Annotated in this window: 19 protein-coding genes; 11 read left to right on the top strand and 8 right to left on the bottom strand. The window is 60.4% G+C overall.

Going from position 1 to position 22,480, the window contains the following annotated elements; genetic code table 11:
* Window positions 1-172: 172 nt before the first annotated feature.
* The 7 genes from G5315_RS02340 to G5315_RS02310 all read left to right on the top strand — a co-directional run bounded on the left by G5315_RS02340 (window position 173) and on the right by G5315_RS02310 (window position 7,826).
* Window positions 173-2,365: a FimV/HubP family polar landmark protein gene (locus G5315_RS02340; RefSeq protein WP_421332298.1), complete on the top strand. Its 2,193-nt coding sequence runs from the start codon at window positions 173-175 to the stop codon at window positions 2,363-2,365.
* Window positions 2,366-2,553: 188 nt separating this feature from the next.
* Window positions 2,554-3,363 (top strand): tRNA pseudouridine(38-40) synthase TruA, encoded by an 810-nt coding sequence (gene truA, locus G5315_RS02335; RefSeq protein WP_139464005.1) that lies wholly within the window; start codon window positions 2,554-2,556, stop codon window positions 3,361-3,363.
* A 119-nt stretch (window positions 3,364-3,482) separates the two neighbouring features.
* Window positions 3,483-4,346, top strand: a complete 864-nt coding sequence (gene accD / locus G5315_RS02330) for an acetyl-CoA carboxylase, carboxyltransferase subunit beta (RefSeq protein ID WP_042053089.1) — start codon at window positions 3,483-3,485, stop codon at window positions 4,344-4,346.
* Between the two features lie 2 nt (window positions 4,347-4,348).
* Complete coding sequence (folC, locus tag G5315_RS02325; protein WP_421332296.1) at window positions 4,349-5,608, top strand: bifunctional tetrahydrofolate synthase/dihydrofolate synthase; 1,260 nt, start codon at window positions 4,349-4,351, stop codon at window positions 5,606-5,608.
* A gap of 74 nt (window positions 5,609-5,682) precedes the next feature.
* The gene (gene dedD / locus G5315_RS02320) at window positions 5,683-6,483 is read left to right on the top strand and encodes a cell division protein DedD (RefSeq protein WP_279489274.1); all 801 of its coding nucleotides are present in this window, start codon (window positions 5,683-5,685) and stop codon (window positions 6,481-6,483) included.
* Window positions 6,484-6,654: 171 nt separating this feature from the next.
* Entirely contained in the window at window positions 6,655-6,972 is a 318-nt protein-coding gene (locus tag G5315_RS02315; RefSeq protein ID WP_005333757.1) for a heavy metal-binding domain-containing protein, read from the top strand.
* A gap of 251 nt (window positions 6,973-7,223) precedes the next feature.
* Window positions 7,224-7,826 carry a hypothetical protein gene (locus tag G5315_RS02310; RefSeq protein ID WP_151287200.1) on the top strand — a complete coding sequence of 201 codons (603 nt, stop codon included), beginning with the start codon at window positions 7,224-7,226 and terminating at the stop codon, window positions 7,824-7,826.
* Window positions 7,827-7,926: 100 nt separating this feature from the next.
* Here G5315_RS02310 and cysG read toward each other — a convergent pair whose 3' ends face one another.
* The 5 genes from cysG to G5315_RS02285 all read right to left on the bottom strand — a co-directional run bounded on the left by cysG (window position 7,927) and on the right by G5315_RS02285 (window position 13,480).
* On the bottom strand, window positions 7,927-9,318 hold the full coding sequence (cysG, locus tag G5315_RS02305; RefSeq protein ID WP_421332295.1) for a siroheme synthase CysG: 1,392 nt from the start codon (window positions 9,316-9,318) through the stop codon (window positions 7,927-7,929).
* A 197-nt stretch (window positions 9,319-9,515) separates the two neighbouring features.
* The gene (gene asrC / locus G5315_RS02300; protein ID WP_421249195.1) at window positions 9,516-10,526 is read right to left on the bottom strand and encodes a sulfite reductase subunit C; all 1,011 of its coding nucleotides are present in this window, start codon (window positions 10,524-10,526) and stop codon (window positions 9,516-9,518) included.
* 11 nt (window positions 10,527-10,537) lie between these two features.
* Window positions 10,538-11,377, bottom strand: a complete 840-nt coding sequence (gene asrB / locus G5315_RS02295; RefSeq protein ID WP_227340730.1) for an anaerobic sulfite reductase subunit AsrB — start codon at window positions 11,375-11,377, stop codon at window positions 10,538-10,540.
* 1 nt (window position 11,378) lies between these two features.
* The gene (gene asrA / locus G5315_RS02290) at window positions 11,379-12,437 is read right to left on the bottom strand and encodes an anaerobic sulfite reductase subunit AsrA (protein ID WP_421332293.1); all 1,059 of its coding nucleotides are present in this window, start codon (window positions 12,435-12,437) and stop codon (window positions 11,379-11,381) included.
* Between the two features lie 200 nt (window positions 12,438-12,637).
* Window positions 12,638-13,480: a patatin-like phospholipase family protein gene (locus G5315_RS02285; protein WP_042053080.1), complete on the bottom strand. Its 843-nt coding sequence runs from the start codon at window positions 13,478-13,480 to the stop codon at window positions 12,638-12,640.
* Between the two features lie 265 nt (window positions 13,481-13,745).
* Between G5315_RS02285 and G5315_RS02280 the strand changes: the two genes are divergently transcribed.
* On the top strand, window positions 13,746-14,762 hold the full coding sequence (locus tag G5315_RS02280; protein WP_421332291.1) for a S66 family peptidase: 1,017 nt from the start codon (window positions 13,746-13,748) through the stop codon (window positions 14,760-14,762).
* A gap of 134 nt (window positions 14,763-14,896) precedes the next feature.
* Here the strand turns inward: G5315_RS02280 and G5315_RS02275 are convergent, their stop codons facing one another.
* The gene (locus tag G5315_RS02275; RefSeq protein ID WP_421332289.1) at window positions 14,897-16,492 is read right to left on the bottom strand and encodes a methyl-accepting chemotaxis protein; all 1,596 of its coding nucleotides are present in this window, start codon (window positions 16,490-16,492) and stop codon (window positions 14,897-14,899) included.
* 253 nt (window positions 16,493-16,745) lie between these two features.
* Between G5315_RS02275 and hutW the strand changes: the two genes are divergently transcribed.
* The gene (gene hutW / locus G5315_RS02270) at window positions 16,746-18,107 is read left to right on the top strand and encodes a heme anaerobic degradation radical SAM methyltransferase ChuW/HutW (RefSeq protein WP_421332287.1); all 1,362 of its coding nucleotides are present in this window, start codon (window positions 16,746-16,748) and stop codon (window positions 18,105-18,107) included.
* Between the two features lie 98 nt (window positions 18,108-18,205).
* On the opposite strand, the gene G5315_RS02265 is transcribed toward hutW, so the two are convergent.
* Both G5315_RS02265 and G5315_RS02260 read right to left on the bottom strand, forming a co-directional pair.
* Window positions 18,206-19,606, bottom strand: coding sequence for a DEAD/DEAH box helicase (locus G5315_RS02265; protein WP_266133891.1), 1,401 nt, complete (start codon window positions 19,604-19,606; stop codon window positions 18,206-18,208).
* A gap of 161 nt (window positions 19,607-19,767) precedes the next feature.
* Entirely contained in the window at window positions 19,768-20,244 is a 477-nt protein-coding gene (locus tag G5315_RS02260) for a glutathione peroxidase (RefSeq protein ID WP_040066373.1), read from the bottom strand.
* 338 nt (window positions 20,245-20,582) lie between these two features.
* Between G5315_RS02260 and G5315_RS02255 the strand changes: the two genes are divergently transcribed.
* Together G5315_RS02255 and G5315_RS02250 are read left to right on the top strand one after the other, a co-directional pair.
* The gene (locus G5315_RS02255; protein ID WP_040066372.1) at window positions 20,583-21,191 is read left to right on the top strand and encodes a 2OG-Fe(II) oxygenase; all 609 of its coding nucleotides are present in this window, start codon (window positions 20,583-20,585) and stop codon (window positions 21,189-21,191) included.
* A gap of 204 nt (window positions 21,192-21,395) precedes the next feature.
* Window positions 21,396-22,385, top strand: coding sequence for a D-alanine--D-alanine ligase (locus tag G5315_RS02250; RefSeq protein ID WP_040066371.1), 990 nt, complete (start codon window positions 21,396-21,398; stop codon window positions 22,383-22,385).
* Window positions 22,386-22,480: the final 95 nt, after the last annotated feature.

Raw genomic sequence — 22,480 nt, 5'->3', positions numbered from 1 at the left:
TCTGTTGCGATATCAACTGATTAAGTTTTTTCCTACACTCAGAGTCAAGTCGGGTGCTAATTGTGTCGGACTACTGGCTTGCGACGCGAGCCTGATTTATATTGAGCCGACTGTTTTGGGGTAACTATCCAGATTTTTCAATGTGATAGGGCCGTCATACGAAGGAACGAATATGGGACATTCCCGCATAACATTGGCAACGCTACTCGCATTGGGTCTGCTGGGCTCCGTCCAGGCTGAAGACGCTGCGCGGGAGCCTTTTTTTGTCGAGCTAAAAGGCCCTGACGAGCCCGCACCTCCAGCCGTCAATTCCCAGCCGCTGGCGCAACCGGTCGCCAGACCCGTGGCGCAACCGGTACGTGCAACCGCCCAGCCGGTGGTACGTCAGGTCACGGCCAATGCCGGTAGTTATGGCCCTGTTCGTCCAACCGATACTCTCTGGAGTCTGGCGAGCAAATACCGTCCCTCCAGTAGTGTCAGCGTCTACCAGACCATGGTGGCGATCTACGAGAAAAACCCCCGCAGTTTTGCCGATGGCAATATCAACCACATTCTGGTGGGGTCACGCATCCTGTTGCCGACCGTGGCCGAGGCGAGCGTCATCACCGATGCCCAGGCGCGTGCTAAGTTCCGCAGCGACAACGCCAGCTGGAAGGGGTTAAGCCCCAAGTATCTCGCCGAGAAGCAGGCCCATGGCGCCAAATCGGCGGCCAAGCCCGTGAAGGTTGAGACTGCCAAAGCCGAACCGGTGAAAACCGCGCCAGCTCCCTTGCCTGCGGCAAAAGCGGCACCCATTCCTGCTCCTGTCGTAGCACCGCAACCGTCTGCTGAAACCAAAGATGTTGTCAAGGCGAGCGAGCCTGCGCCAAAAGAGGCGGTGGCCCCAGTCCCGGCGACGAGCGCCGCAGCAAGCACCACACCGGCGCCTCTGCCTTCCGATCTGGAAAAACCGGTGGGCAAACCGGCCACCGAGATGGCGCTGGCGCTGGAAGATGCCAATGCCCAGCTCGGTCAGGTGACCGAGATGAACCACAGGCTCAAACTGCGCTTGCAATCTCTCACCGAAGAGGTCGAGACCCTCAAGGCCCAGTTGCAGGATCAGACCGCGCTGCAAAAAGAGCTCGCCGAGCTGAAGGCCAGACCTGTCCCCCCCGTGGTGGCAGAGCCTGAACCCAAGCAGCACTGGCTGATGGAGCTGCTCTCCTCACCGCTCAACCTTGCCATGATCATCCTGCTGCCGGTGCTGCTGGTATTGGCGCTGGTGACCCTGTGGCTGCGGGCCCGTGCCCGTCGCGAGCTGGAGGAGCAGGAGAAGAGCCTCTCCGAGTCCACCGCCATGATGATGGATCAGGAGCAGAGCGAGTTTGACGATCTGCTGAGTGTCGATGTGACCGACAACGAGCCGGTACGCCCGGTGCCGGATCTCAATACCCCTGATGGCTTTATGCCGGTCGAGCCAGATGAACCGGCTAAAAAGCCGGATGTTGATCTGGTTTTCAGCGACGATGGCGAGATCGATCTGCAAGGTTTCGAGCCGGAGCGAATGGCTGCCCAGTCAGCCAGTCGTGACCCGGATCTGGTGCCGGATCTCGATCTCTCGCTGGATGAGCCTGTCGCGTTGGCCAATGAACCCGACATGGATCTGGCCAGCGAGTTCAATCCCAAGTCCAGGGATGCTGATGAGCTCATGAGCGAAGAGGAGCTGCAGGCAGCCCTGTTTGCCGAGCTGGATGCGGATCTTTCGGCTGATCTGGAACCGGAGTTGAGTGCAAGCAGCAAGAGTACGGCTGCTGATGATCTGGCCAGTTTTGATCTGGGTGATTTTGAAAATGAGCTGGATAAACCGGCTGCGGGCGAGGGCAATAATGCCATCGACTTGAGCGTGGATGGTTCGGCTGATGATATGTTGGCCGAGTTGGGGCTTGAGCCAACCAAAGGCAAGGAGACCGAGCTCGATCTTGAGTGGGATCCCAACGAACTGGCGCTCTCCGATTTCGAGGATGCCTTTACCGAAGTGGAGTCTCATCCGGCAGAATTGCAGCCAAGGGAACAGGCCCAGGCAAGCGGTTACGTCGAGATCGACAAGCTGCTGGCCGATGCGGATGCCACCGCGCCGGAGCAGGAGCCCTATCAGGGTCTCTCGCTGGACGTGGGGCTCGATGGTTTCCCCGAGGTGTTGCCTGAATCCACCGGCTTTGATGTGGATGCCGATGACGGCGGTGTGGGGGCCAAGCTGGATCTGGCCCGCGCTTACCTCGAGATCGACGACAAGGATAGCGCCCGCGAGCTGCTGCAAGAAGCGGCAGAGCAGGGCACCGAGCATCAGCGTGCCGAGGCGGAAAAACTGCTCAAGCGGTTGGGGTAAAATTGTCCCTGTCGCGGGATCAGCAAGAAGGGGGCAGCCATTGGCTGCCCCCTTCTTCATGACAATTTGCACAGGGTGAATTCTCCGCCCATGCAAGCCAATCAGGCGGTTTGTGGGACTTTTCGAGTTGAGCGCGTATAATCCGCCCCGTTTCTTTCACTGCGTTTCACAACAAGACAAGTTTATCCATGCGAATTGCCCTAGGTATTGAATATGACGGCAGCCGGTATTTCGGTTGGCAGCGTCAGCGTGAAGTGATCAGCGTGCAGGAGGAGTTGGAGAAGGCCATCAGCCGGATCGCCAACCACCCTGTCTCCATCCAGTGTGCCGGACGCACCGATGCCGGTGTCCATGCGACCGGTCAGGTGATCCACTTCGATACCGAGGCGAACCGTGCCGAAGGGGCCTGGACCCTGGGGCTCAATTCCAACCTGCCGCCGGATATCGCCGTGCGCTGGGTCAAACAGGTGGACGAGAGCTTCCACGCCCGCTTCAGCGCCACCGCCCGTCGCTACCGCTATGTCATCTACAACCACAACTACCGGCCGGCGATCCTCGGCAGTGGCGTCAGCCACTACCACGAGACCATCGATGCCGAGTTGATGCACCAGGCGGGCCAGAGCCTGCTGGGGGAGCACGACTTCAGCACCTTCCGTGCCGTCGCCTGCCAATCCAACACCCCGTGGCGCAATGTGACCCATCTGTGTGTCAGCCGCTCCGGTCCCTACATCGTGCTCGACATCAAGGCCAACGCCTTCCTGCACCATATGGTGCGCAACATCACCGGCTCCCTGCTGCTGGTGGGGCAGGGGCTCAAACCGGTGGAGTGGATTGCCGAGGTGCTGGCTGCCAAGGATCGCAATCTGGCCGGGCCGACCGCCAAGGCCGGTGGCCTCTATCTGGTCGATGTGGATTACCCGGCCGAGTTTGCTCTGCCGCAGTTGCCGCTCGGCCCGCTGTGGCTGCCGGACTCGGCACCGGGTACGACCAGTTTTTAGTAACTGCGCCCGAAAAATTGTGGTTTAATGACCCGTCATTTGTTGCCATCGAGCTATTAAGTCATTGAACAATCTAGGCTCGATGCGTTTTGTCAGGCACAAAAGCATTAAGGAATTCCATGAGCTGGCTTGAGAAGATTCTTCCCAAGAGCAAGATCACTGCGCCCCGTCGTCACAACATTCCGGAAGGGGTGTGGACCAAGTGCAGTGCTTGTGAACAGGTGCTCTACCGGGCAGAGTTGGAGCGCAACCTCGAAGTGTGCCCCAAGTGTGATCATCATATGCGCATCAGCGCCCGCGCCCGTCTCGAGAGCTTCCTCGACGAGCAGGGTCGTACCGAGATCGGTGCCGAGCTGGAGCCGCAGGATGTACTGAAATTCAAGGATTCCAAGCGCTACAAGGATCGTTTGTCTGCCGCTCAGAAAGAGACGGCGGAGAAAGATGCGCTGGTGGTGATGAAAGGGACCCTCAAAGGGGTACCGGTTGTCGCCTGTTCATTCGAATTCTCCTTCATGGGTGGCTCTATGGCCTCCGTGGTCGGTGCCCGCTTCGTGCGCGCCGTCGAGGAGTGCATCAAGGAAGGCCGCGGTCTGGTCTGTTTCTCCGCCTCTGGTGGTGCTCGCATGCAGGAAGCGCTGTTCTCCCTGATGCAGATGGCCAAGACCAGTGCGGCGCTGGACCGTCTGTCCAAAGCCGGCCTGCCCTATATCTCCGTGCTGACCGACCCCACCATGGGTGGCGTCTCTGCCAGTCTGGCGATGCTGGGTGACATCAACGTGGGCGAGCCCAAGGCGCTGATCGGCTTTGCCGGCCCGCGTGTTATCGAGCAGACCGTGCGCGAGAAACTGCCGGAAGGCTTCCAGCGCTCCGAGTTCCTGCTGGAAAAGGGTGCCATCGATATCATCATCGATCGCCGCGAAATGCGTAACCGTCTGGCCAGCCTGCTTGCCAAAATGCTGAATACTCACGTCATCGAAGAGTGAAGATGAGTTCAAACATGCAACAATCCCAAAGCCGGTCGCTTGTCGACTGGCTTTCTTATTTGGAGCAGATCCATCCGGTCAATATTGACATGGGGCTGGATCGGGTCGGTGCCGTTGCCCGGCGCATGGGTCTCAGCCAGCTGCCGTTCAAGGTGATCACGGTGGCGGGTACCAACGGCAAGGGCTCCAGCTGTGCCATGGCGGCCAGCATTCTGATGGCCGCAGGCTACAAGGTCGGCGTCTACTCCTCGCCCCATCTGCTGCGCTTTACCGAGCGGGTGCGGGTCAACGGGCAAGAGCTGGCCGACAGCGATCACTGCGCCGCCTTTGCCGAGGTGGAAGCTGCTCGCGGCGAGATTGCCCTTACCTTCTTCGAGTTCGCCACCCTGGCCGGTTTGTGGCTCTTCTGCCGCGCCGCCCCAGATGTGCTGCTGCTGGAAGTGGGGCTGGGCGGTCGACTCGACGCCACCAATGTGGTGGAGTCCGATGTGGCGATGATCACCTCCATTGCCCTCGATCACTGCGACTGGCTGGGTGATACCCGCGAAGCAGTGGCGGTGGAGAAGGCGGGGGTCTATCGCGCCGGTAAACCCGCCATCAGCGGTGAGCCCAATCCGCCTGCGACTATCGCGAGCGAAGCGGCGCGTCTTGGCGCCAACCTGCGTCAAGTCGGTATCGATTTTCGTGGCGATGAGCACGAGAGCGGTTGGGATTATCACGGCCTGAACCAGTGGCGGGATCTGCCAAAACCGGCGTTGCCACTGATGAACGCGGTGACCGTGCTGGCGGCGCTGGAATCCCTTGGCTTGCCGCTGCCGGAGTCCGCCATTCGTGACGGGCTTGCCAATGCCCGGCTGGCTGGCCGGATGCAGCAGTTGCAAAGTGCGCCGCTGGTGATCGTCGATGTAGCCCACAACCCCCATTCGGCGGCCTATCTGGCCGCGCAATTGCGCAAGATGCCCTGCTCGGGTGTACGCCGCGCCGTGGTCGGCATGCTCAAAGACAAGGACATGGCGGGCTCCCTTGCCGAACTCGATGGCTTGATTGGCGAGTGGTATCTGGCCAGCCTCACCGGCCCGCGCGCCGCCACCTCTGCGCAACTGGCTGCGGCGTTGGGAGAGGGCAAGGGGCCTGCCAGGGAGTTTGATGATGTCAGCGCCGCTTATCAGGCAGCGTTGGCCGCATCGAGTCCGGACGATATGGTCATTGTGTTTGGTTCGTTTTACACTGTCGCCGACATTCTGGCGGGTGTCGCCGTCTAGGCCACACCCCGGCTCCCCGGCCCTCGGGCGGGGAGCCAAATCGCATATTGAGTTACGTAAAGGTAGGATTCAACTTGGCCTCTAAGTTTCAAAACCGTCTGGTGGGCACCGTCATCCTGGTGGCCCTGGTTGTTATTTTCCTGCCGGACTTGCTGGATGGTCACAAGCTGGCACAAAAGGAGGAGGCCTTTGCCAAGATCCCGCTGCGCCCCGAGCTGGAGCCTGCCAAGCCTGCGCTGCAGGTCTCGGCGGCCAGCAGCCTGCCAGCCGATCATCTGGCCAGCCAGCAACAGGCCTCTGCGGCCCAGCAGTGGCAAGTGGAAGAGGTGGCTGACCCCATGACCCTCGCCGGTCAGGGCAACGGCGGGCAGCCGGCGACAACCCCTGCCGCACCGGCGCCGGTCCAGCCGCAACAGAATGCTCAACCCAAGCCACAGCCCAAGCCGGAAGTGGTGGCCAAAAAACCGGTCGAACCGCCAAAGCCAGCACCCAAGCCGACGCCAGCCAAACCGGTTGAAGTTGCCAAGGCACCCACACCGACCAAGCCGCAGGCGGGTCAGATCAAGTCCCTCGACGATCTGATTGAAAGCAAAATGACCCAGCCGACCACCCCCGCGCCTGCTGCGGCACCGGCACAGGGTAGCTGGATCCTCCAGCTTGGCGCCTTCAAGAACGTCGACAGCGTCAACGCGCTGGTGAGCAAGCTACGGGCGGCGGGCTACTCTGCCCACACTTCGCCGCGCACACCGGTGCAGGGTCAGCTCAACCGGGTCTTTATCGGGCCGGATGTCTCCAAGGCCAAACTGCAGGGGATGCAGGGGCGGATCTCCCAGATGACCGGCCTCAGTGGCTCGGTGGTCTCTTACAATCCGTGACGGCTTGCCGTTGGCAATGGCCCTCTGAAACAAACACCGCGCCCCGTGCGCGGTGTTTTTTTATCTGGCTGTCGTGATTTTTAAGGGCGGCGTCGTACAGGTCACCCTCCGGTTGGGATTTTCGGGCAGTTGGGGTAGTCTGAGCCCTTCTGCTACTCACAGGAGTTCAAGATGATCCTCTCGACGACCCCCACGCTGGAAGGCAAAACCATTCGTGAATACCGCGGCATCGTGGTAGGCGAAGCCATTCTCGGCGCCAACATTTTCAAGGATCTCTTTGCCGGGATCCGCGACATCATCGGCGGCCGCTCCGGTGCCTATGAAAAAGAGCTGGCCCGTGCCCGCGAGATCGCTTTCGATGAGCTGAAAGAGCGTGCCGCCGCCCTTGGCGCCAATGCGGTGGTCGGCATCGATATCGACTACGAAGTGGTGGGGCAAAACGGCAGCATGCTGATGGTCAGCATCAGTGGCACCGCCGTGGTGGTCTGATCGGGCTCCAGCGTCTTCATGGGCAATGAGCCGATAACCGGGTTATCGGCTTTTTTATTGCTTGGCAGATACGTGTTGTTGGTAAGGGTTTTTATCAACTCATTGATTTTAAATATTTATATTTATTAATAATTCCACTGACCGGTTTTATTTTTTTTAACTGGGTAGCCCGAGAGGGTCAAGCTAGAGTGCCGCCATCAGGAACGACACCGCTCACGGACGAGGTTCTCTTCTCTTGAAGGCGTATCACTATGAATCAAAAACCTGCTCTGCTGACCCTTGTCATGTTGGCCATGACCGCCCATGCCGGCAGTGCCCTCGCGGCGCTGCCCAATTTCAGCGCCACTTGTCCCACCGATATCCGGGTCAAGTCACAAGGGGGCAACGTCTTTATCAATGGCAAGAAGGCGACCCTGAAAACGCTGGCGCCCGCCGCCTATTCGGCCACAAACGGCAAGGTGGTCATCGGGATCACCTTCGATCTGCCCGCCAGCGAACCCACCCTGGATTACGTCATCAAACATGATCGCCGGGCTCATGGCTTTTGCACCGTGCACGCTTGGTCGGCGGGCAAGGCCGCCGCATTGCCGATGGCCAAGGGGGACTCGCCCTATCAGGGCAAGTGGGTAGCCAAGAACCGCGAGACAGGTGCCACGGTGGCCAATATTCAGGTGGATGGCAAGGAGCAGGTGTGGGTTAACGGGGTCAAGGTGAAGGCGAAACGGGCCGATGGTGCGCTGCAGTTTCGTCAGGGCACCATCCTCTACACCTTGCAGGGGGATCCGCGTATTCGCGATGAGAGCGACTGGAATGACAGCGATGTTCAGAATACCGGCCCCATCAGGCTCGAGTAACAGACGTGCCGTGCCACGGCTTGGTCATTGATGCAAAAAGCAGAGAGCGGCATGGCCGCTCTCTGCTTTCTTGTCGCTATTAGATGATAGCCGTGCGGAGTTAGATGCCGTGGATGGCGTTGGCTTCCCCATACCAGTCCAGCTTGTCGGCCAGAGTGACCACCGAGCCGATGATGATGAGGCTCGGGCTCTTCACCTGACGGGCCAGTTCGGCCAACTGCTGCAGCTCGCCGCGCACCACCCGCTGACTTAGCTGGGTGCCTTGCTCCACCAGCGCCACCGGGGTATGACCGGGCATGCCGTGGGTTTGCAGCTCATCCTGAATGCGGGCAGCGTGGGCCAGCCCCATGTAGAAGACCAGAGTCTGGCGGCGGGCCGCCAGCGCCGACCACTCCTGGGCGATATTGCCCTCCTTGTCGTGGCCGGTGATGAACTGCACCCGCTGGGCGTGATCGCGGTGGGTGAGGGGAATGCCGCTGTAGGCGGCGCAACCCGATGCAGCTGTAATGCCCGGTACCACCGAGAAGGGGATGCCCGCCTCGGCCAGGGTTTCCAGCTCCTCGCCACCCCGGCCAAAGATAAAGGGATCGCCCCCCTTGAGCCGCACCACCTGTTTGCCCAGCTGCGCTTGTTCCAGCAACAGTTGGTTGATCGCCTGTTGGGGCACACAGTGGCGGCCCGCCTCCTTGCCAACAAAGATCCGCTCGGCATCCCGGCGAACAAGTGCCAGCACCTCCTGCGAGACCAGTCGGTCATAGACCACCACATCTGCCTGTTGCAGCTGTTGCAGACCGCTCAGGGTAAGCAGCCCCGCATCGCCGGGGCCGGCGCCCACCAGGGTCACGCTTCCCTTGCTCTGTGGTTGCTCATCGAGCAGCTCGGCGACGCTCTGCTCGGCAGCTTGCTGCTGGCCGCGGGCCAGCTGGCATGCCAGTCGCTCATGGCTAAAGAGTCGCTCCCAGAAGCGGCGGCGGGCCAGCTTGTCCGGAATGAGTTTGACCCGCTCGCGCAGCTTGCCCGCCAGCGCCGCGAGCTGGCCGAGGTGTTGCGGCAGCATGGCTTCAAGTTTTTCCCGCAGCTGGCGGCTTAGAACCGGGGCCGCGCCTGCGCTGGAGATGGCCACCATCAGCGGCGAGCGGTCGATGATGGCAGGCATGATGGCGCTGCAGTGGGCCGGAGAGTCCACCACATTGCAGAAGATCTGGCGCAGGCTCGCCTCATGAAAGACCTGATGGTTGACCTCTGGATTATTGGTGGCAGCGATCACCAGCCACTTGCCATCGAGCAGTTCGGGATGAAAATTGGCGGCGCAGATGGTCAGGCGGCCCTGCTCGGCCCAGCTCATCAGCTGGGGTTCCAGATGCGGGGCATTGATGGTGATCTTCGCCTTGGTATCGAGTAGCAGGCGCGCCTTGCGTACCGCCACCTCACCGCCGCCGACGATCAGGACCGGTTTGTTTTGCAGCTGACAAAAGAGAGGGAGAAAGTCCATAACAGGCTCCGGATGCTGGCCCGCTCGCAATGCCGCGCCGGGCGAGATAGCAGGGCGCGCCGTGACGCACCCCGGATGGTCGGGGGAAAGATCCCCCGACGGGAATAAAAAAGGGGAAGGGTGATCTACGCCCGGGCCAACGACAGATCCCCACCGGTGTCGGCCACTTGATCACGCTTCCCCAAACGAGGTTTTTCCTATGGCACTGCTTTGACGTGCATGTTGGCGACGTACTGATCTTCGGCCCAGAAGATGCGGTCAGCGACCATGGCTTCCGGATTGAGGGTGACGCCGCGCAGCACCCGCTCCTTGAACTTGTGATAACCGGCCCGGTCGATAAGGTGACCCATGTGCAGATAGATGGGTTTGCCATCCAGCATCTCGGTCTCGAACTCGAACAGGTTCTTGATCACCGCATGCAGCACCTCTTCGGTGACCCAGTTGAGAAACAGCTTGCCGGTACGGGGAGTCTTTTTGCTGGTGCGTCCCCCCAGCTTGACCATGTAGAGCTGCTTGGGATCCCGCTGCCAGGCCAGGGTCGGGCAGGCCAGTACGCACTCGCCACAGCCGATGCACTTGCTCTCCTCCTTGACCGCCTTGCCATGCTTGATGGCGAGGCAATCCACCGCGTGGTGGCTGCATGCCTTGACGCAGGCGCCGCAGCCGATGCAGCGCTCGGCATTGAAGTGGATTTTGGCGATGCCGAGGATGCCGAAGTCGGCCATGTTGGCCTTGGCGCAGTCGTTGGGACAGCCGGCGATCACCATCTTGAGGTGATAGGGGTTGGGGTAGAGGTGTTTCTCCATCCGCTGAGCCAGCCCGGTGCAGTCGATATTGCCCTTCTGGCAGATGGTGTTGCCCTGACAGGCGACGATGTTGCGCCCGCCGATGGTCTGGTAACCGGCGCGGGTGTCCTCAACCTCGATGCCGCAGGTCTCCACCTCGATCTCCTTGATAAAGGGTTCGAGGGCGGCGTTGACCTTGTCCATGTCCTGATACTTGATGCCGGGCATCGCCAGCTTCTGGCGGGTAGTGAGGTGGATCAGGCCGTTGCCGTACTGTTCGGCGATCTGCTGGGCCACCGCCAGCAGGTGGGCGGGCATGATCCCGCCGGGAATGCGCACGCTGATCATCGCCTCACCGCGCACCTTGGAGAGACGGTATTCGTTCTTGGCGCGGGCCTTGATGATGTCGATATCGAGACTCATGGTGTTCTCCCTTAGTCGATCAGATGCTGGGCCTGGTCAAAACGAAAGACTGGTCCATCCACGCAGATATAGGTGTCGCCCATCCGGCAGTGGCCACACTTGCCCACGGCGCAGGCCATGCGGCGTTCGTAGTCGACCCAGATGCGATCCTTGGGAATGCCGCGCTCAAGCAGGGCGAGCACCACGAAACGGATCATGATGGGAGGGCCGACCACGATGGCTTGGATATCCTCGCTATCCGAGATATCCAGCTGGTCGATGTAGTCGGTGACCCGGCCGATGCGAAACTGCTCGCTCTCCTCACCCTCATCCAGGGTGACGATGAGATTCTGGCGCTCGGCCCAGAGCGGCATCTCGTGGCGATAGAGCACCGCCTGCTCGTTCTTGAAGCCGAGGATCATGTCGAGGGATTTCACCTCTTCCGGGTGTTTGCTGAAGCGACGCAGCAGCCCCTTGACCGGGGCGACGCCGGTGCCGCCCGCCACCACGATGAGGTGCTGGTTGCGATAGGCCTCCAGCGGGTAGCCGTTGCCATGGACGCCGCGCATCCACACCTTGTCGCCCACATCGAGGGCAAACAGCGCATCGGTGACCTTGCCGACTTTGCGGATCAGCAGATCCACGTAGCCATCGCCATAGTCGGAGACCGAGATGGGCGCTTCGCCCACGGTGGGCAGGGAGATTTCGACAAACTGGCCGTAGTGGACATCAAAGTCGCGGGAGACCCGAAAGTTCCACTCCAGCTCAGTGTGGCGCTCGATGGCCAGAATGGTGTAGGCCTTGGGCAGCAGGCGGTTTTCGACCACGTCCTGCTGCGGTTCTGCTGTTGCGGTTTGCTGGCACTGGCACATATCAGTTCGCCCCCTGCGCGTTGTCGGCTGCGATGGTCTGTTCGACCACATCGGTCATCTTGTTGATGATGTTGCTAAAGGAGATGTAGTGAGGGCAGCGATCGTCGCAGCGGCCGCAGCCGACGCACATGTGCTCCTCCCCCTGACGGGCCTTGTAGTCGTTGACCTTGTGCAGGGCGCGATAACGCAGGCGCTCGCCATGTTTGGCGCGAAAACCGTGGCCACCGGCCATGTCGCTGAAACCATCCACCATGCAGCTTGCCCACTGGCGACGGCGTTCACCCTGCTTGGGGTTCTCCGCATAGGTGAGGTCGTGCACGCTGTAGCAGCTGCAGGTCGGGCAGGAGGTGGTGCAGCGGCCGCAGCCGATGCAGCGGCTGTCGTACTCGGCCCAGACCGGATGGGCGGTGAGGATCTGGCGGATCCGCTGCGGGTCGTCACAAACGCTGTCCGGGGTGCGTACCTTGACCGGGTTGCTCTGGACATATTCCGGGGTGAAGTCATCGGATTCACCCAGTTCGGCAAAGTAGCCGAGCAGCTCGGGATCCTTCACCTCGATGCGGGCACCCTCATCGCTCAGACGAATGGCGGCGGCGTAGTCCCGGGTCTCGTTGCTGCCCATGGAGACGCAGAAGCAGTTCTCGAAGCTCTCGCGGCACTCCAGCAGCACCAGCTTGAGCTTGCTCCGAAGCCGGGCGTAGTAGACGTCGCTGTTCTGGCCATTTTTCAGGTAGACCTGATCCAGCCTGCGCAGAGCGTGGATATCGCAGCTGCGCAAGAACAACAGGGTGGGCTTGGCCTCCACCTTTGATTCGCGCAGCTCCAGATTGTCGAAGTGGAACAGGGTCTGGGTGATGGGGAGCACCACCTCTTTCGGGGAGAAGTGGGACTTCTCCTGCCACACCAGCTCGGCCGGATGGCGGATGCTGTGGTAGGTGACGTTGTCGGTGTCGGAGAAGCGGCCGCCCCGATATTCGGCCGCGGGCGCCATGATCCGGTAATCGGGCAGCAGCCGCTCGAACAGCTGCGCCAGCGCGGGCTGGGTGAGAAGAAACGACATAAATAAACACCTTGTATGAGGGTGAGATGCCCTGGCATAGGGATGAGGAGCGGGCCGGTCAGGATGTCTGGCATCTGTTCTGGCCGCGCTTGCCTCGCCACGGTCTGTTTTTATGACTCATGTTGCTCAACTGACCCGATTGTTATTGTGTTGGCGGCGCGAGCGTCGCGGCAGGTCGGGTCATGCCTGTAAAACCCTTGTCAATTGAGCAGGGCGGCCTGATAGCCTGCGCACTTGCCCATCACGTATCCCATCTCCAGCTTGTTGATATCGCGGGTGAAACGGGAGACGGGGAAGTAGTCGGCCGGGGCGATCACCTCGATCTGGCAGTCCTCCGGCGGATTGGCGATAAAATCGAGCGCCTCGTTGTAGCTGCGATCCCGCTGCTCCAGCGCCTGTGCCAGTGCGGGGCGGGTCTTGAGCAGGGTACGGATCATCCAGGGGAAGGGCATCGGCTTGAGCCGGTAGCCAAGGGGCTCGGAGAGGATCACCGTCAGGTGACGGGCACCGCGGCGGTAGGCCTCGATCACCGGGATGGAGTCGGCCACCCCGCCATCTGTCATCGGTACCCCGTGTACCTCCGGGTATTCGTGGGAGGCGAGGGGAATGGCGCAGCTGGCAGGCAGCACCTCGTTCATGTTCTCCGGCTTGACCCGGATGTACTCCGCCTTGCCGGTCAGGGTATTGGTCACCACCGCATAGAAGGGGATGCCGGTCTCCCGGTAGGCGTGAATGTCGAGGGGATACTTGCTGCAGCTGGTGTTCCACAGCCAGTGGATATCCACCAGATTGCCCCCCTTGGCAAAGCGCAGGGGATCCATAAATTGTTGGCTGCACGCCAGTTTGGTCAGGATCTCGTGGCTGCGGCCATGCTGGCTGGCGAGATAAGCCAGCAAGTTGGTGGCCCCCGCCGAGACGCCGATGGCGAAGTCAAAGGGGCGATAGTCATGCTCGATAAACGCATCCAGCACGCCGCTGGCAAATATGCCGCGCATGGCGCCGCCTTCTACAACCAATGCGCTGGGGGATGCGTTTTTGTTCATGACAGGCACCTCATTGATAAGTCTGAGAGAAAAAGTGGGAAAGAGAACGTTCGGGCTGTCAGGCCGACCATTCTGATAACCAACCGGGGTTGGCCATCGCAATGAGGTCATTCTAGGAAGGGGATGGTGTTTAGAATATCTGTTAATAATGAATCAAGTGTTTTGTATTTCTAAACGATGGTGATAAACCCGTTGTGATCAAAGGGGTTGTGTAGGAGTCTCAACAATTCTGTGATGGCTGGATATTGGCAAGGATGAGTGTGTCATGACGTTATTGGTTCCCCCGCGGCTCCAACGTGGCGATACCATCGCTTTTTTCTCCCCCTCCAGCGCGGCGACCGCCTGGGCACCCAACCGTTTTGCCCGCGCAAAAGCCTTTCTTGAGGGGCAGGGCTTTAGGCTCAAGGCGGGCAGCCTCTCCGGCCAGCAGGATCACTGGCGCTCCGGCTCCATCGCCGCGCGGGCCGAGGAGCTCAATGCCCTTATTCGCGACCCAGAAGTACGCTGCATCATGTCGGTGATTGGCGGCAGCAACTCCAACTCCCTGCTCCCTTATCTCGATTTTGAGGCGCTGAGGCGCGATACCAAGATCATCGTCGGCTACTCCGATGTGACGGCGTTGCTGCTCGGCATCCATGCCCAAACTGGCCTGGTTACCTTTTATGGCCCGGCGCTGGTGGCCTCCTTTGGCGAGTTGCCGCCGTTGGTGGATAAGACGCTGGGCAGTTTTTTACAGATTGCGTTGGCCGACGAAGCTGGCGTCCCCTGCACGCTGCCCACCCCGGCAAAGTGGAGCGATGAACGGCTGGACTGGGAGAACCAGACCCGGGCCAAGCAGTGCCAGCCCAATCGGCTGATCTCGGTGGGCTCAGGCCGAGTTGAGGGACGGCTGATTGGCGGCAACCTCAACACCATGGCGGGGATCTGGGGCTCCCCCTATATGCCGCCCATCGAGCGCGGTGACATTTTGCTGCTGGAGGACAGCCTGAAATCTGCCGAGACGCTGGAGCGCTCCTTTGCCCATCTCAAGCTGTGCGGGGTGTTTGATCGGATCGGCGCGCTTATCCTCGGCAAGCACGAGTTGTTCAACGATCAGGGTAGCGGCAAGCGCCCCCTCGATATCCTGCTGGAGGTGGTGGGGGAGCCGAACTTCCCCATTCTGGCGGAGTTTGACTGCGCCCATACCCACCCCATGCTGACGTTGCCGCTGGGCATCGAGGTGGCACTCGATCTCGACCGCCAGCAGCTCACCTTGCTGGATCCCTGGTGGGATGACTGTTGAGGCTATGTTGCCGAGGGAGATGAAGCACACATGCTATGTGCTGAAGAGGATTGATGAATGCTCGACACCGCCCATCAAGGGTAGTTTGTGGCAACAAGCGCGACTCGGGAGCGCGCTTGTTGCCATTGGCTGGATTACCAGCGGTAGGTTTTCAGCAAGGCCTCCAGTTTTTGACACTGCTCGACCAGCTGGATACTGGCGAGGTTGGCGGCATGGGCCTGACCCAGAGTGTCATTGGACGTATTGCGAATGTCGCTGACCGCGTGATCCACTTCGCTGCAGACCCTGTCCTGCTCTTCTGCTGATTGTGCCATCTGGGCGTTGAGGTCATTGATGCTGGCGATGCGTCCAATGATGTTTTGCATGGCCGCCAGGGTTGCCTCTGTCTTGCTGATGCTCTCACCGGCTTTGCTTTTTGCATCCCCGATCACCACAACGGCGCTTTGGGCCTCGTTTTGCAGGGCGGCGATCATCTGGGAGATCTCCTCGCTGGCGGCGCGGCTACGGTTAGAGAGGGCCCGCACTTCATCGGCTACCACCGCAAAGCCACGGCCCTGCTCGCCGGCCCTGGCCGCTTCAATGGCGGCGTTGAGGGCCAGCAGGTTGGTCTGATCGGCAATCCCCTTGATCACCTCAAGCACACCGTCAACGGCGAGGCAGCGGCTATCGAGTTGCTGGATCACCTGATCCACCCGATCAATTTCTGCCGACATCTCGCCCATATCTATGATGGAGTGCTGGGCGAGGCGGCTGGTATTGGCGGCATCCTGATTGGTGAGGGCGGAGAGCTCGGCGCTCTTGCGGGCATGTTCGCGCACTTCGTGGGAGCTTGCCGCAAGCTCGCTTACAGCGGCGGCAACCTGAGTGGTCATCGACTCTTGCTGACGGGCCGAGTTTTCTGTCTGGGTCGCCACCTGACGGATCTGGCTCGACTCCTGATAGAGCTGATGGGTCGCCCCTTCTACTTCCTGCAGGCTGTGCCTGAAGCCCTGCACCATCTCATTGACGGCACGGGTCATCTGGCCCAGCTCATCCTGACTCTGGTTGAGCAGGGGGAGGGCGAGATCGCGCTCTTTGGCCATCCGGATCATGGTGAGCTGCAGCTGGCGCAGGGGGTGTTTCACGTAGCGTTGCAATACCCACCAGAGCAAGCCGAAGCCGAGACTGAAGACGGCGGCCAGGCTGCCGCTCAGGATCAGGTTGTTGTGGCGGATCTCGCCAAAGGTGTGGCTGAGGTCATAACTGATCCGCACTGCCCCCATCACGGTCCCCTCATTGACCTGGTGACAGGTGAGGCACTGGGTGCCGCGATACTCCTTGTAGGCTTTGAACGGTTTGATCAGGGTGAGCCGGTTGCCCTGCTGCTCCAGAATGGCTTCGCCCTGATTGATGGCTCGCTCATCGAGGGGATCCTGCGCTTTCTGATCCGGGTGACCCGGGCCAAACAGGTTGCTGACGGCGGGGGCGCGTACCAGACGGGCTTCAACGATGCCCGCTTCACTCTTGAGTTTGGTCTGCACTATCTGCCGGTTGGCCATGCCACCTGTCATCATCAGCACGTTCACCTGATCCATATAGGTGTTTGCCATGCTCTCAACTTTCTCCTCTGCCAGCCGGATGGCGAGATCCCGTTGCAGCCAGGCAGAGAGCTCGAAGCTGAGGCCAAAGGTGGTGCTGATGACCAGCGCAAGAGGGAGAAAGATTTTCCAGTTCAGGGAGAGGTTATGCATAGTCGGGGCGTTCCATGCGTTGTTGTGTTTTATCTGTTCCAGCTTCATCTGAGCGTAGGCGAGGAGAGCAAGAATGATGGTTCTCTATCGGCACACCATAACCGCTCTTTAGTAAATAATCTGTTAAGCAGATCGGTAATGCTGGTTGCCAAAATGACTTCGACGAGCTGCACGGCTCTGCGGGTTGATCCAGAACAAAATGCCAGTAACGATAATCGTTATCATTGTCATTATTTACTAAATAGTGACCATCATGAATCTGACCCCTTCCATGACCGGTATTGCCACGCCGGATCCCCTCAAGTTTGCTTTTAGCGCCAAGACTTCGGCTCACGCCAGTCGGGGAGGGATGCGCCCCTTCCCGCTGGATGAGGCTGGCTGGCAGAGCTGGTGGCAGCGAGAGAGTGAAGCTGAGGAGCGCGCCCTCTACATCCATATTCCGTTTTGCCGCAAGCGCTGCAGCTTCTGCAATTTCTTTGAAAATGGCGCCAACCCGGCGCGGATCAACCGCTATGTCAACGCTCTGTGCGCCTCCCTTGCGCAGGCGGCTGACACCCCGCTGGCGCAGAGCCTGCCATTTTCAGCCGTCTATGTGGGGGGCGGTACGCCGACCGACATGAGCGCCGACGAGCTGGCCATGCTGGCCGCCGTGATCCGCCGTTTTCCGTTGTCGGCCGATGCCGAGGTGACGCTGGAGGGGCGGCTCAACGGCTTTGATGATGAGAAATGGCAGGTGGCGCTGGCCGGGGGCTTCAACCGCTTCTCATTCGGGGTGCAGAGCTTTGATACCCGGGTGCGTCAGCAGGCGGCCCGTTTCGATGACAGGGAGACGCTGCTGACCCGTCTGGGTGAGCTGACCCGGGATGATGCGGCTGTGATCGTGGCGGATCTCATCTTTGGTCTGCCCGGTCAGGATGATGCCGTGTGGCAGCAGGATATCCGCGATGTGATGGCGAGCGGTGTACACGGGGTCGATCTCTATCAGCTCATCGCCATGCAGGGCACCAATCTGGAGCGGGCGCAGGAGAAGGGCACCCTGGATTGGCTCGCCGATGGCCAGCAGCGGGCGGCCATGTATGCCTATGGCGGGGCGCAACTGGAAGCCCACGGCTGGGAGCGTCTCTCTTGCAGTCACTGGCGGCGCAGTCCGGCCGAGCAGAGTCGTTATAACCAGATGGCCAAGCGCGGTGCGGAGATCCTCCCCTTTGGCGCCGGTGCGGGGGGCAGCATTCTTGGCCACGGCTTGATGTATGGACGGGATCTGGCCCCCTGGCACGACGCGCTGGCCAGTGGCAAGCGGGCGCCCGGGATGGTGATGGGGCGCAATCCCAATGCAAGGATGGACGGTCTGCTGCGCGGTGCCCTCGACAGTGGCGTGCTGGCGCTGGATCGTCTGCCGGTCTCCTTGCGTGCTCATCTGATGCCGCTCTTCTCGGCCTGGCAGCAGCATGGCTTGGCCGAGATAAGCCATGAGCGACTGCAACTCACCCTTGCCGGACGCTTCTGGAACGTCAATATGCAGGCTGGCTTGTTCGAGTTCCTGCAGCTCAATCCGCTCGATGGTTCAGCGCCGCCCAGCCATGGTACCGCCGCGGTGCGCCATTCGCTGGTCTGAGCCCGAGTGGAGCATTTGCACGGCTCCGTGTGATCCACAACGAAAGAGGGAGCCTTGCAGGCTCCCTCTTTTGGCTTGGCAGTTAGCGTCGCGCGAGCTTACTCGTCGCTGCTCTCCTGATAGCTGTCGCGCATTGCTTTGGGCAAGCGGCGCATTGGCGCAAAGCCGATATCCTCGCCCACCACTTCCCGCTTGCGGGACTTGTTTTGAGGAGACTGGGCGGGCTTCTTGGAGGCATCATCCTTGGCTTTGCCCTTGCCTGCGGCAGGTTTGCCTTTGGCATTGCTCTTGGCGTTGGCATGGCCGCGAGCCCGGGGCGGGTTCTGCACCGGCTTGCTGCCCGGCAGAGTCTGGCGACTCGGCTTGCCGCTTGGCTCATACCCTTCCAGGATCTCCACGGTCAGGGATTGGCCGATCAAGGCTTCGATAGCCTTGAGCTGACCCAGCTCGTCCTGGCTGACCAGCGAGATTGCCTCGCCGCCACGACCGGCGCGGCCGGTACGGCCGATACGGTGGATGTAATCCTCCGCCATCTGGGGCAGTTCGAAGTTGATCACGTAGGGCAGTTGATCGATATCCAGACCGCGGGCGGCGATATCGGTTGCCACCAATACCCGAACGTCGCCACTGCGAAAATCGGCCAGCGCCCGGTTGCGTGCTCCCTGGCTCTTGTCACCGTGGATCGCCACGGTATTGAGGCCATCTTTTTGCATCTGCTGGGCGAGGCGGTCGGCGATCTGCTTGGTGCGAACAAAGACCAGCACCCGCTGCCAGTTGCCACGGCCAATCATGTGGGAGAGCAGCTCGCGGCGGCGTTCCCGATCCACCTGAATGATGCGTTGGGTCACCTGCTCCGCGGCAGTATTGCTGGGGTCCACCTCGATCAGGGTGGGGTCGTTCAGCAGGTCATCGGCCAGCGCCTTGATGTCGTTTGAGAAGGTGGCAGAGAAGAGCAGGGTTTGCCGCTCTGCAGGCAGCGCCTTCATGATGCGGCGGATGTCGACGATAAAGCCCATGTCGAGCATGCGATCCGCTTCATCCAGTACCAACACTTCCAGTTGGCTCAGGGTCAGGGCGCCCTGGGTCAGCAGATCCAGCAGACGGCCCGGGGTGGCGACCAAAATGTCCACCCCCAGCTTGATGGCGTCCAGATTGGGCTTGATGCTGACACCGCCATAGGCGATCAGAGTCTTGAACGGCAGGTGGTGGGCATACTTTATGATGCTCTCGCCCACCTGTGCCGCCAGTTCGCGGGTCGGGGTGAGCACCAGGGCGCGCACCTGACGTCGGCCGCGGCCATGGTTGGCCAGCAGACGCTGCAACATCGGCAGGGTGAAACCGGCCGTTTTGCCTGTGCCTGTCTGGGCACCGCCGAGCACATCCTGACCAGCCAGAATAGCCGGAATGGCTTGCTGCTGGATGGGGGTTGGCTGTTCGTAACCCAGCTCCTTGACGGCCCGCAGGATGTGCGGGGACAGACCCAGTTCGTTGAATGACATGTTCGAGAGAAACTCCTGAGATGAGCCTTTGGCTCAACGGGTGGCCAGCGCGTTGGAGCCAGCCACGATATGGAAATGATAACGGGGGCGTAATATAGCAAAAGAGCGGCCGCTGCGCAGTAGCTGTTGTACCGGCCGCTCTTTTGTATCGCGAAAAGCAATCAGAGCAGGTCGCGGATGGGGGTGACCAGACTCTCCGGCTTGGTGGTGGGAGCAAAGCGGTCAACCACCTTGCCATCACGGTCGATCAGGAACTTGGTGAAGTTCCACTTGACGTTTTCGAGCCCCAGCAGCCCCGGTTTCTCTTTCTTGAGCCATTGATAGAGGGGGTGGGCCTGTTCACCGTTGACATCGCACTTGGCCATGATGGGGAAGCTGACCGGATAATCGAGAGAGCAGAAGCGAGCGATCTCGTCCGCATCCCCCGGCTCCTGATTGCCAAACTGGTTGCAGGGGAAGCCCAGGATCACCAACCCCTCTGGCCCCAGCTCGCGATAGAGGGCTTCCAGCCCCTCGTATTGAGGAGTAAAGCCACATCGGCTAGCCACATTGACCACCAGTACCACCTTGCCCGCCAGTTGAGTCAGCGGGTAGGGGCTTCCATCCAGTTGTTGCAAAATAAGGTCGGGCAGAGGCATAAGCAGATCCTTCTCGTGGTTATCCGTGGGGTGTCAGGTCGGTTGTGGCGATGAGCGCCGGCCTAACGACATGATGGTGATGTGGCTACGGTATCGGTTGGCTCTTTTAACGGCAAGGTGAGAGCAAGGATCCGTCCCCTTGATTGCAAGGGCCATCACAGTTTCGACAGCCAATACGCTCCTTGGCAGAGCGGGATCACAACTGTCGACAAAAACGCGGGGCGGCGGGCAGCAACTCGCGTATTGATGTTGGGACTTCTCAAGAGAAGCAAACCGGTTTGTGACTTTGCCGGTAAGTCGCTACAAAGCGCCCTCTTTCTACTCATTGTGAGCCAATCTTGGACTATCAAGCTGCCATGGATGCCATTTACACCCGGGGATGGGTGATAGTGGATGATTTTTTGACCGCCACCGAGGTGGATGCCCTCAAAGCCTGTTTGCCAAGCGAATGGCAACCGGCCGGGATCGGCCGTGACGCCCTGCACCAGGGCAATCCCGACATTCGCCGTGACCAGATCCACTGGCTGGAGCCCTCCCTCGGTGCGCCGGTGGCTGACTACCTCGCCCGGATGGAGTCCCTGCGTCTTGCCGCCAACCGGATGCTGATGCTGGGATTGTTCGACTACGAGGCCCACTTCGCCCGCTATCGCAGCGGGGATTTTTACGCCACCCATCGGGATGCCTTTGCCGGTCGCTCCAACCGCCGTCTTACCACCGTGTTTTACCTCAACAACGACTGGCTGCCCGAAGCGGGTGGAGTGCTGCGCATGTATGACGACAAGGAGCAGTTTCTGATGGATGTCAGCCCCAAGGGGGGGCGGCTGGTCATGTTTCTCTCCGAGGAGTTTCCCCACGAGGTACTGCCTGCCAATCGCGAGCGCTACAGTATTGCCGGCTGGTTTCGGGTCAATGGCAACGGCATGGGAAGGGTCGATCCCCCGCGCTGAGGGGCAATGTGTCCCGATTTTGACACAGGGGAGACTTTTCACTGCAAGAAGTGGGGTCATGGGTCTCCCATCAGCTGACAAGGGTTGATCTCCCTTGCTACACTGGCGCGCACTTATGTTCGTATCTGGCTTCGTCCGGTTTTTATGGTGGTTGGCTTATCAAATGGTCATGACGAGGCCGCTTTTCCCAAGGGATCACATCTAATGAAGAACATGCATGTCTTGCTGCTGTGCGGCGGCGGTGGCTCAGAGCACGAGGTTTCTCTGCGCAGCGCCAATTTCCTCGAGCAACAACTGGGCCTTCTGCCCGGTGTCGAAGTGACCCGCGTCGAGATGTTCGCCGATCGCTGGCTCAGTGCCGATGGCCGCGAGTGCAAGCTGGGGCTCGACAAGCTGCTTTCGTTTGACAGCGTGGCCCGTCCGGTGGATTACGTGGTGCCCTGCATCCACGGCTACCCGGGTGAGACCGGCGATCTGCAATCCTTCCTCGAGCTGGCCGGATTGCCTTATCTCGGTTGCGATGCCGAGGCGAGCAAGATCTGCTTCAACAAGATCAGCACCAAGCTGTGGCTCTCCGCTATCGGTATTCCCAACACCCCGTACCTGTTCCTGACCGAGCAAAATGAGGCGGCGCTCGCCGAGGCCAAAGCCGCGCTGGCCAAGTGGGGCAAGGTCTTTATCAAGGCCGCTTCCCAGGGCTCTTCCGTTGGCTGCTACTCCGCTAGCAACGAAGCGGATCTGGTAAAAGGTATTGCCGATGCCTTCGGTTACTCCGAACAGGTACTGATCGAGAAAGCGGTCAAGCCGCGCGAGCTGGAAGTAGCGGTTTACCAGTACGGTGACGAGCTGGTGGCGACTTATCCGGGCGAGATCTGCGTGCCGCAGGACAAGTTCTACACCTATGAAGAGAAGTACAGCAGCGCCAGCCATACCGAGACGGCACTGCGTGCCGAGGGGCTGACCGAGGCGCAGGCCGATGCGATCCACGAGTATGCCCTCAAGGCGTTCCGTCAGCTGAAACTGACCCATCTCTCGCGCATCGACTTCTTCCTGACCGAGGAGGGGGAGATCCTGCTGAATGAAATCAACACCTTCCCAGGCATGACCTCCATCTCCATGTTCCCGAAACTGCTGGAGCATCACGGTCACCGCTTCGCCGACTACCTTGAGCAGATCCTGCGCAAGGCCAGCTAAGTGCGCGCTCCCGCTCGCGGGATGAAGCAGGGCCCAATAAAAATCCCCGCCAATTGGCGGGGATTTTTTTATGCCGTTATCAAGCGTGGCAGGCC

This window comes from Aeromonas sp. 603607 (assembly GCF_049171595.1).
In the GTDB taxonomy this organism is placed as follows: domain Bacteria; phylum Pseudomonadota; class Gammaproteobacteria; order Enterobacterales; family Aeromonadaceae; genus Aeromonas; species Aeromonas veronii.
This window is presented reverse-complemented; position numbering and strand designations above follow the sequence as displayed.

Bases quoted from the DNA above. Each gene is read 5' to 3' on its own strand.
- G5315_RS02340 (WP_421332298.1), top strand. From the start codon at position 173: ATGGGACATTCCCGCATAACATTGGCAACGCTACTCGCATTGGGTCTG.
- truA (WP_139464005.1), top strand. From the start codon at position 2,554: ATGCGAATTGCCCTAGGTATTGAATATGACGGCAGCCGGTATTTCGGT.
- accD (WP_042053089.1), top strand. From the start codon at position 3,483: ATGAGCTGGCTTGAGAAGATTCTTCCCAAGAGCAAGATCACTGCGCCC.
- folC (WP_421332296.1), top strand. From the start codon at position 4,349: ATGAGTTCAAACATGCAACAATCCCAAAGCCGGTCGCTTGTCGACTGG.
- G5315_RS02315 (WP_005333757.1), top strand. From the start codon at position 6,655: ATGATCCTCTCGACGACCCCCACGCTGGAAGGCAAAACCATTCGTGAA.
- G5315_RS02310 (WP_151287200.1), top strand. From the start codon at position 7,224: ATGAATCAAAAACCTGCTCTGCTGACCCTTGTCATGTTGGCCATGACC.
- cysG (WP_421332295.1), bottom strand. From the start codon at position 9,318: ATGGACTTTCTCCCTCTCTTTTGTCAGCTGCAAAACAAACCGGTCCTG.
- asrC (WP_421249195.1), bottom strand. From the start codon at position 10,526: ATGAGTCTCGATATCGACATCATCAAGGCCCGCGCCAAGAACGAATAC.
- asrB (WP_227340730.1), bottom strand. From the start codon at position 11,377: ATGTGCCAGTGCCAGCAAACCGCAACAGCAGAACCGCAGCAGGACGTG.
- asrA (WP_421332293.1), bottom strand. From the start codon at position 12,437: ATGTCGTTTCTTCTCACCCAGCCCGCGCTGGCGCAGCTGTTCGAGCGG.
- G5315_RS02285 (WP_042053080.1), bottom strand. From the start codon at position 13,480: ATGAACAAAAACGCATCCCCCAGCGCATTGGTTGTAGAAGGCGGCGCC.
- G5315_RS02280 (WP_421332291.1), top strand. From the start codon at position 13,746: ATGACGTTATTGGTTCCCCCGCGGCTCCAACGTGGCGATACCATCGCT.
- G5315_RS02275 (WP_421332289.1), bottom strand. From the start codon at position 16,492: ATGCATAACCTCTCCCTGAACTGGAAAATCTTTCTCCCTCTTGCGCTG.
- hutW (WP_421332287.1), top strand. From the start codon at position 16,746: ATGAATCTGACCCCTTCCATGACCGGTATTGCCACGCCGGATCCCCTC.
- G5315_RS02265 (WP_266133891.1), bottom strand. From the start codon at position 19,606: ATGTCATTCAACGAACTGGGTCTGTCCCCGCACATCCTGCGGGCCGTC.
- G5315_RS02260 (WP_040066373.1), bottom strand. From the start codon at position 20,244: ATGCCTCTGCCCGACCTTATTTTGCAACAACTGGATGGAAGCCCCTAC.
- G5315_RS02250 (WP_040066371.1), top strand. From the start codon at position 21,396: ATGAAGAACATGCATGTCTTGCTGCTGTGCGGCGGCGGTGGCTCAGAG.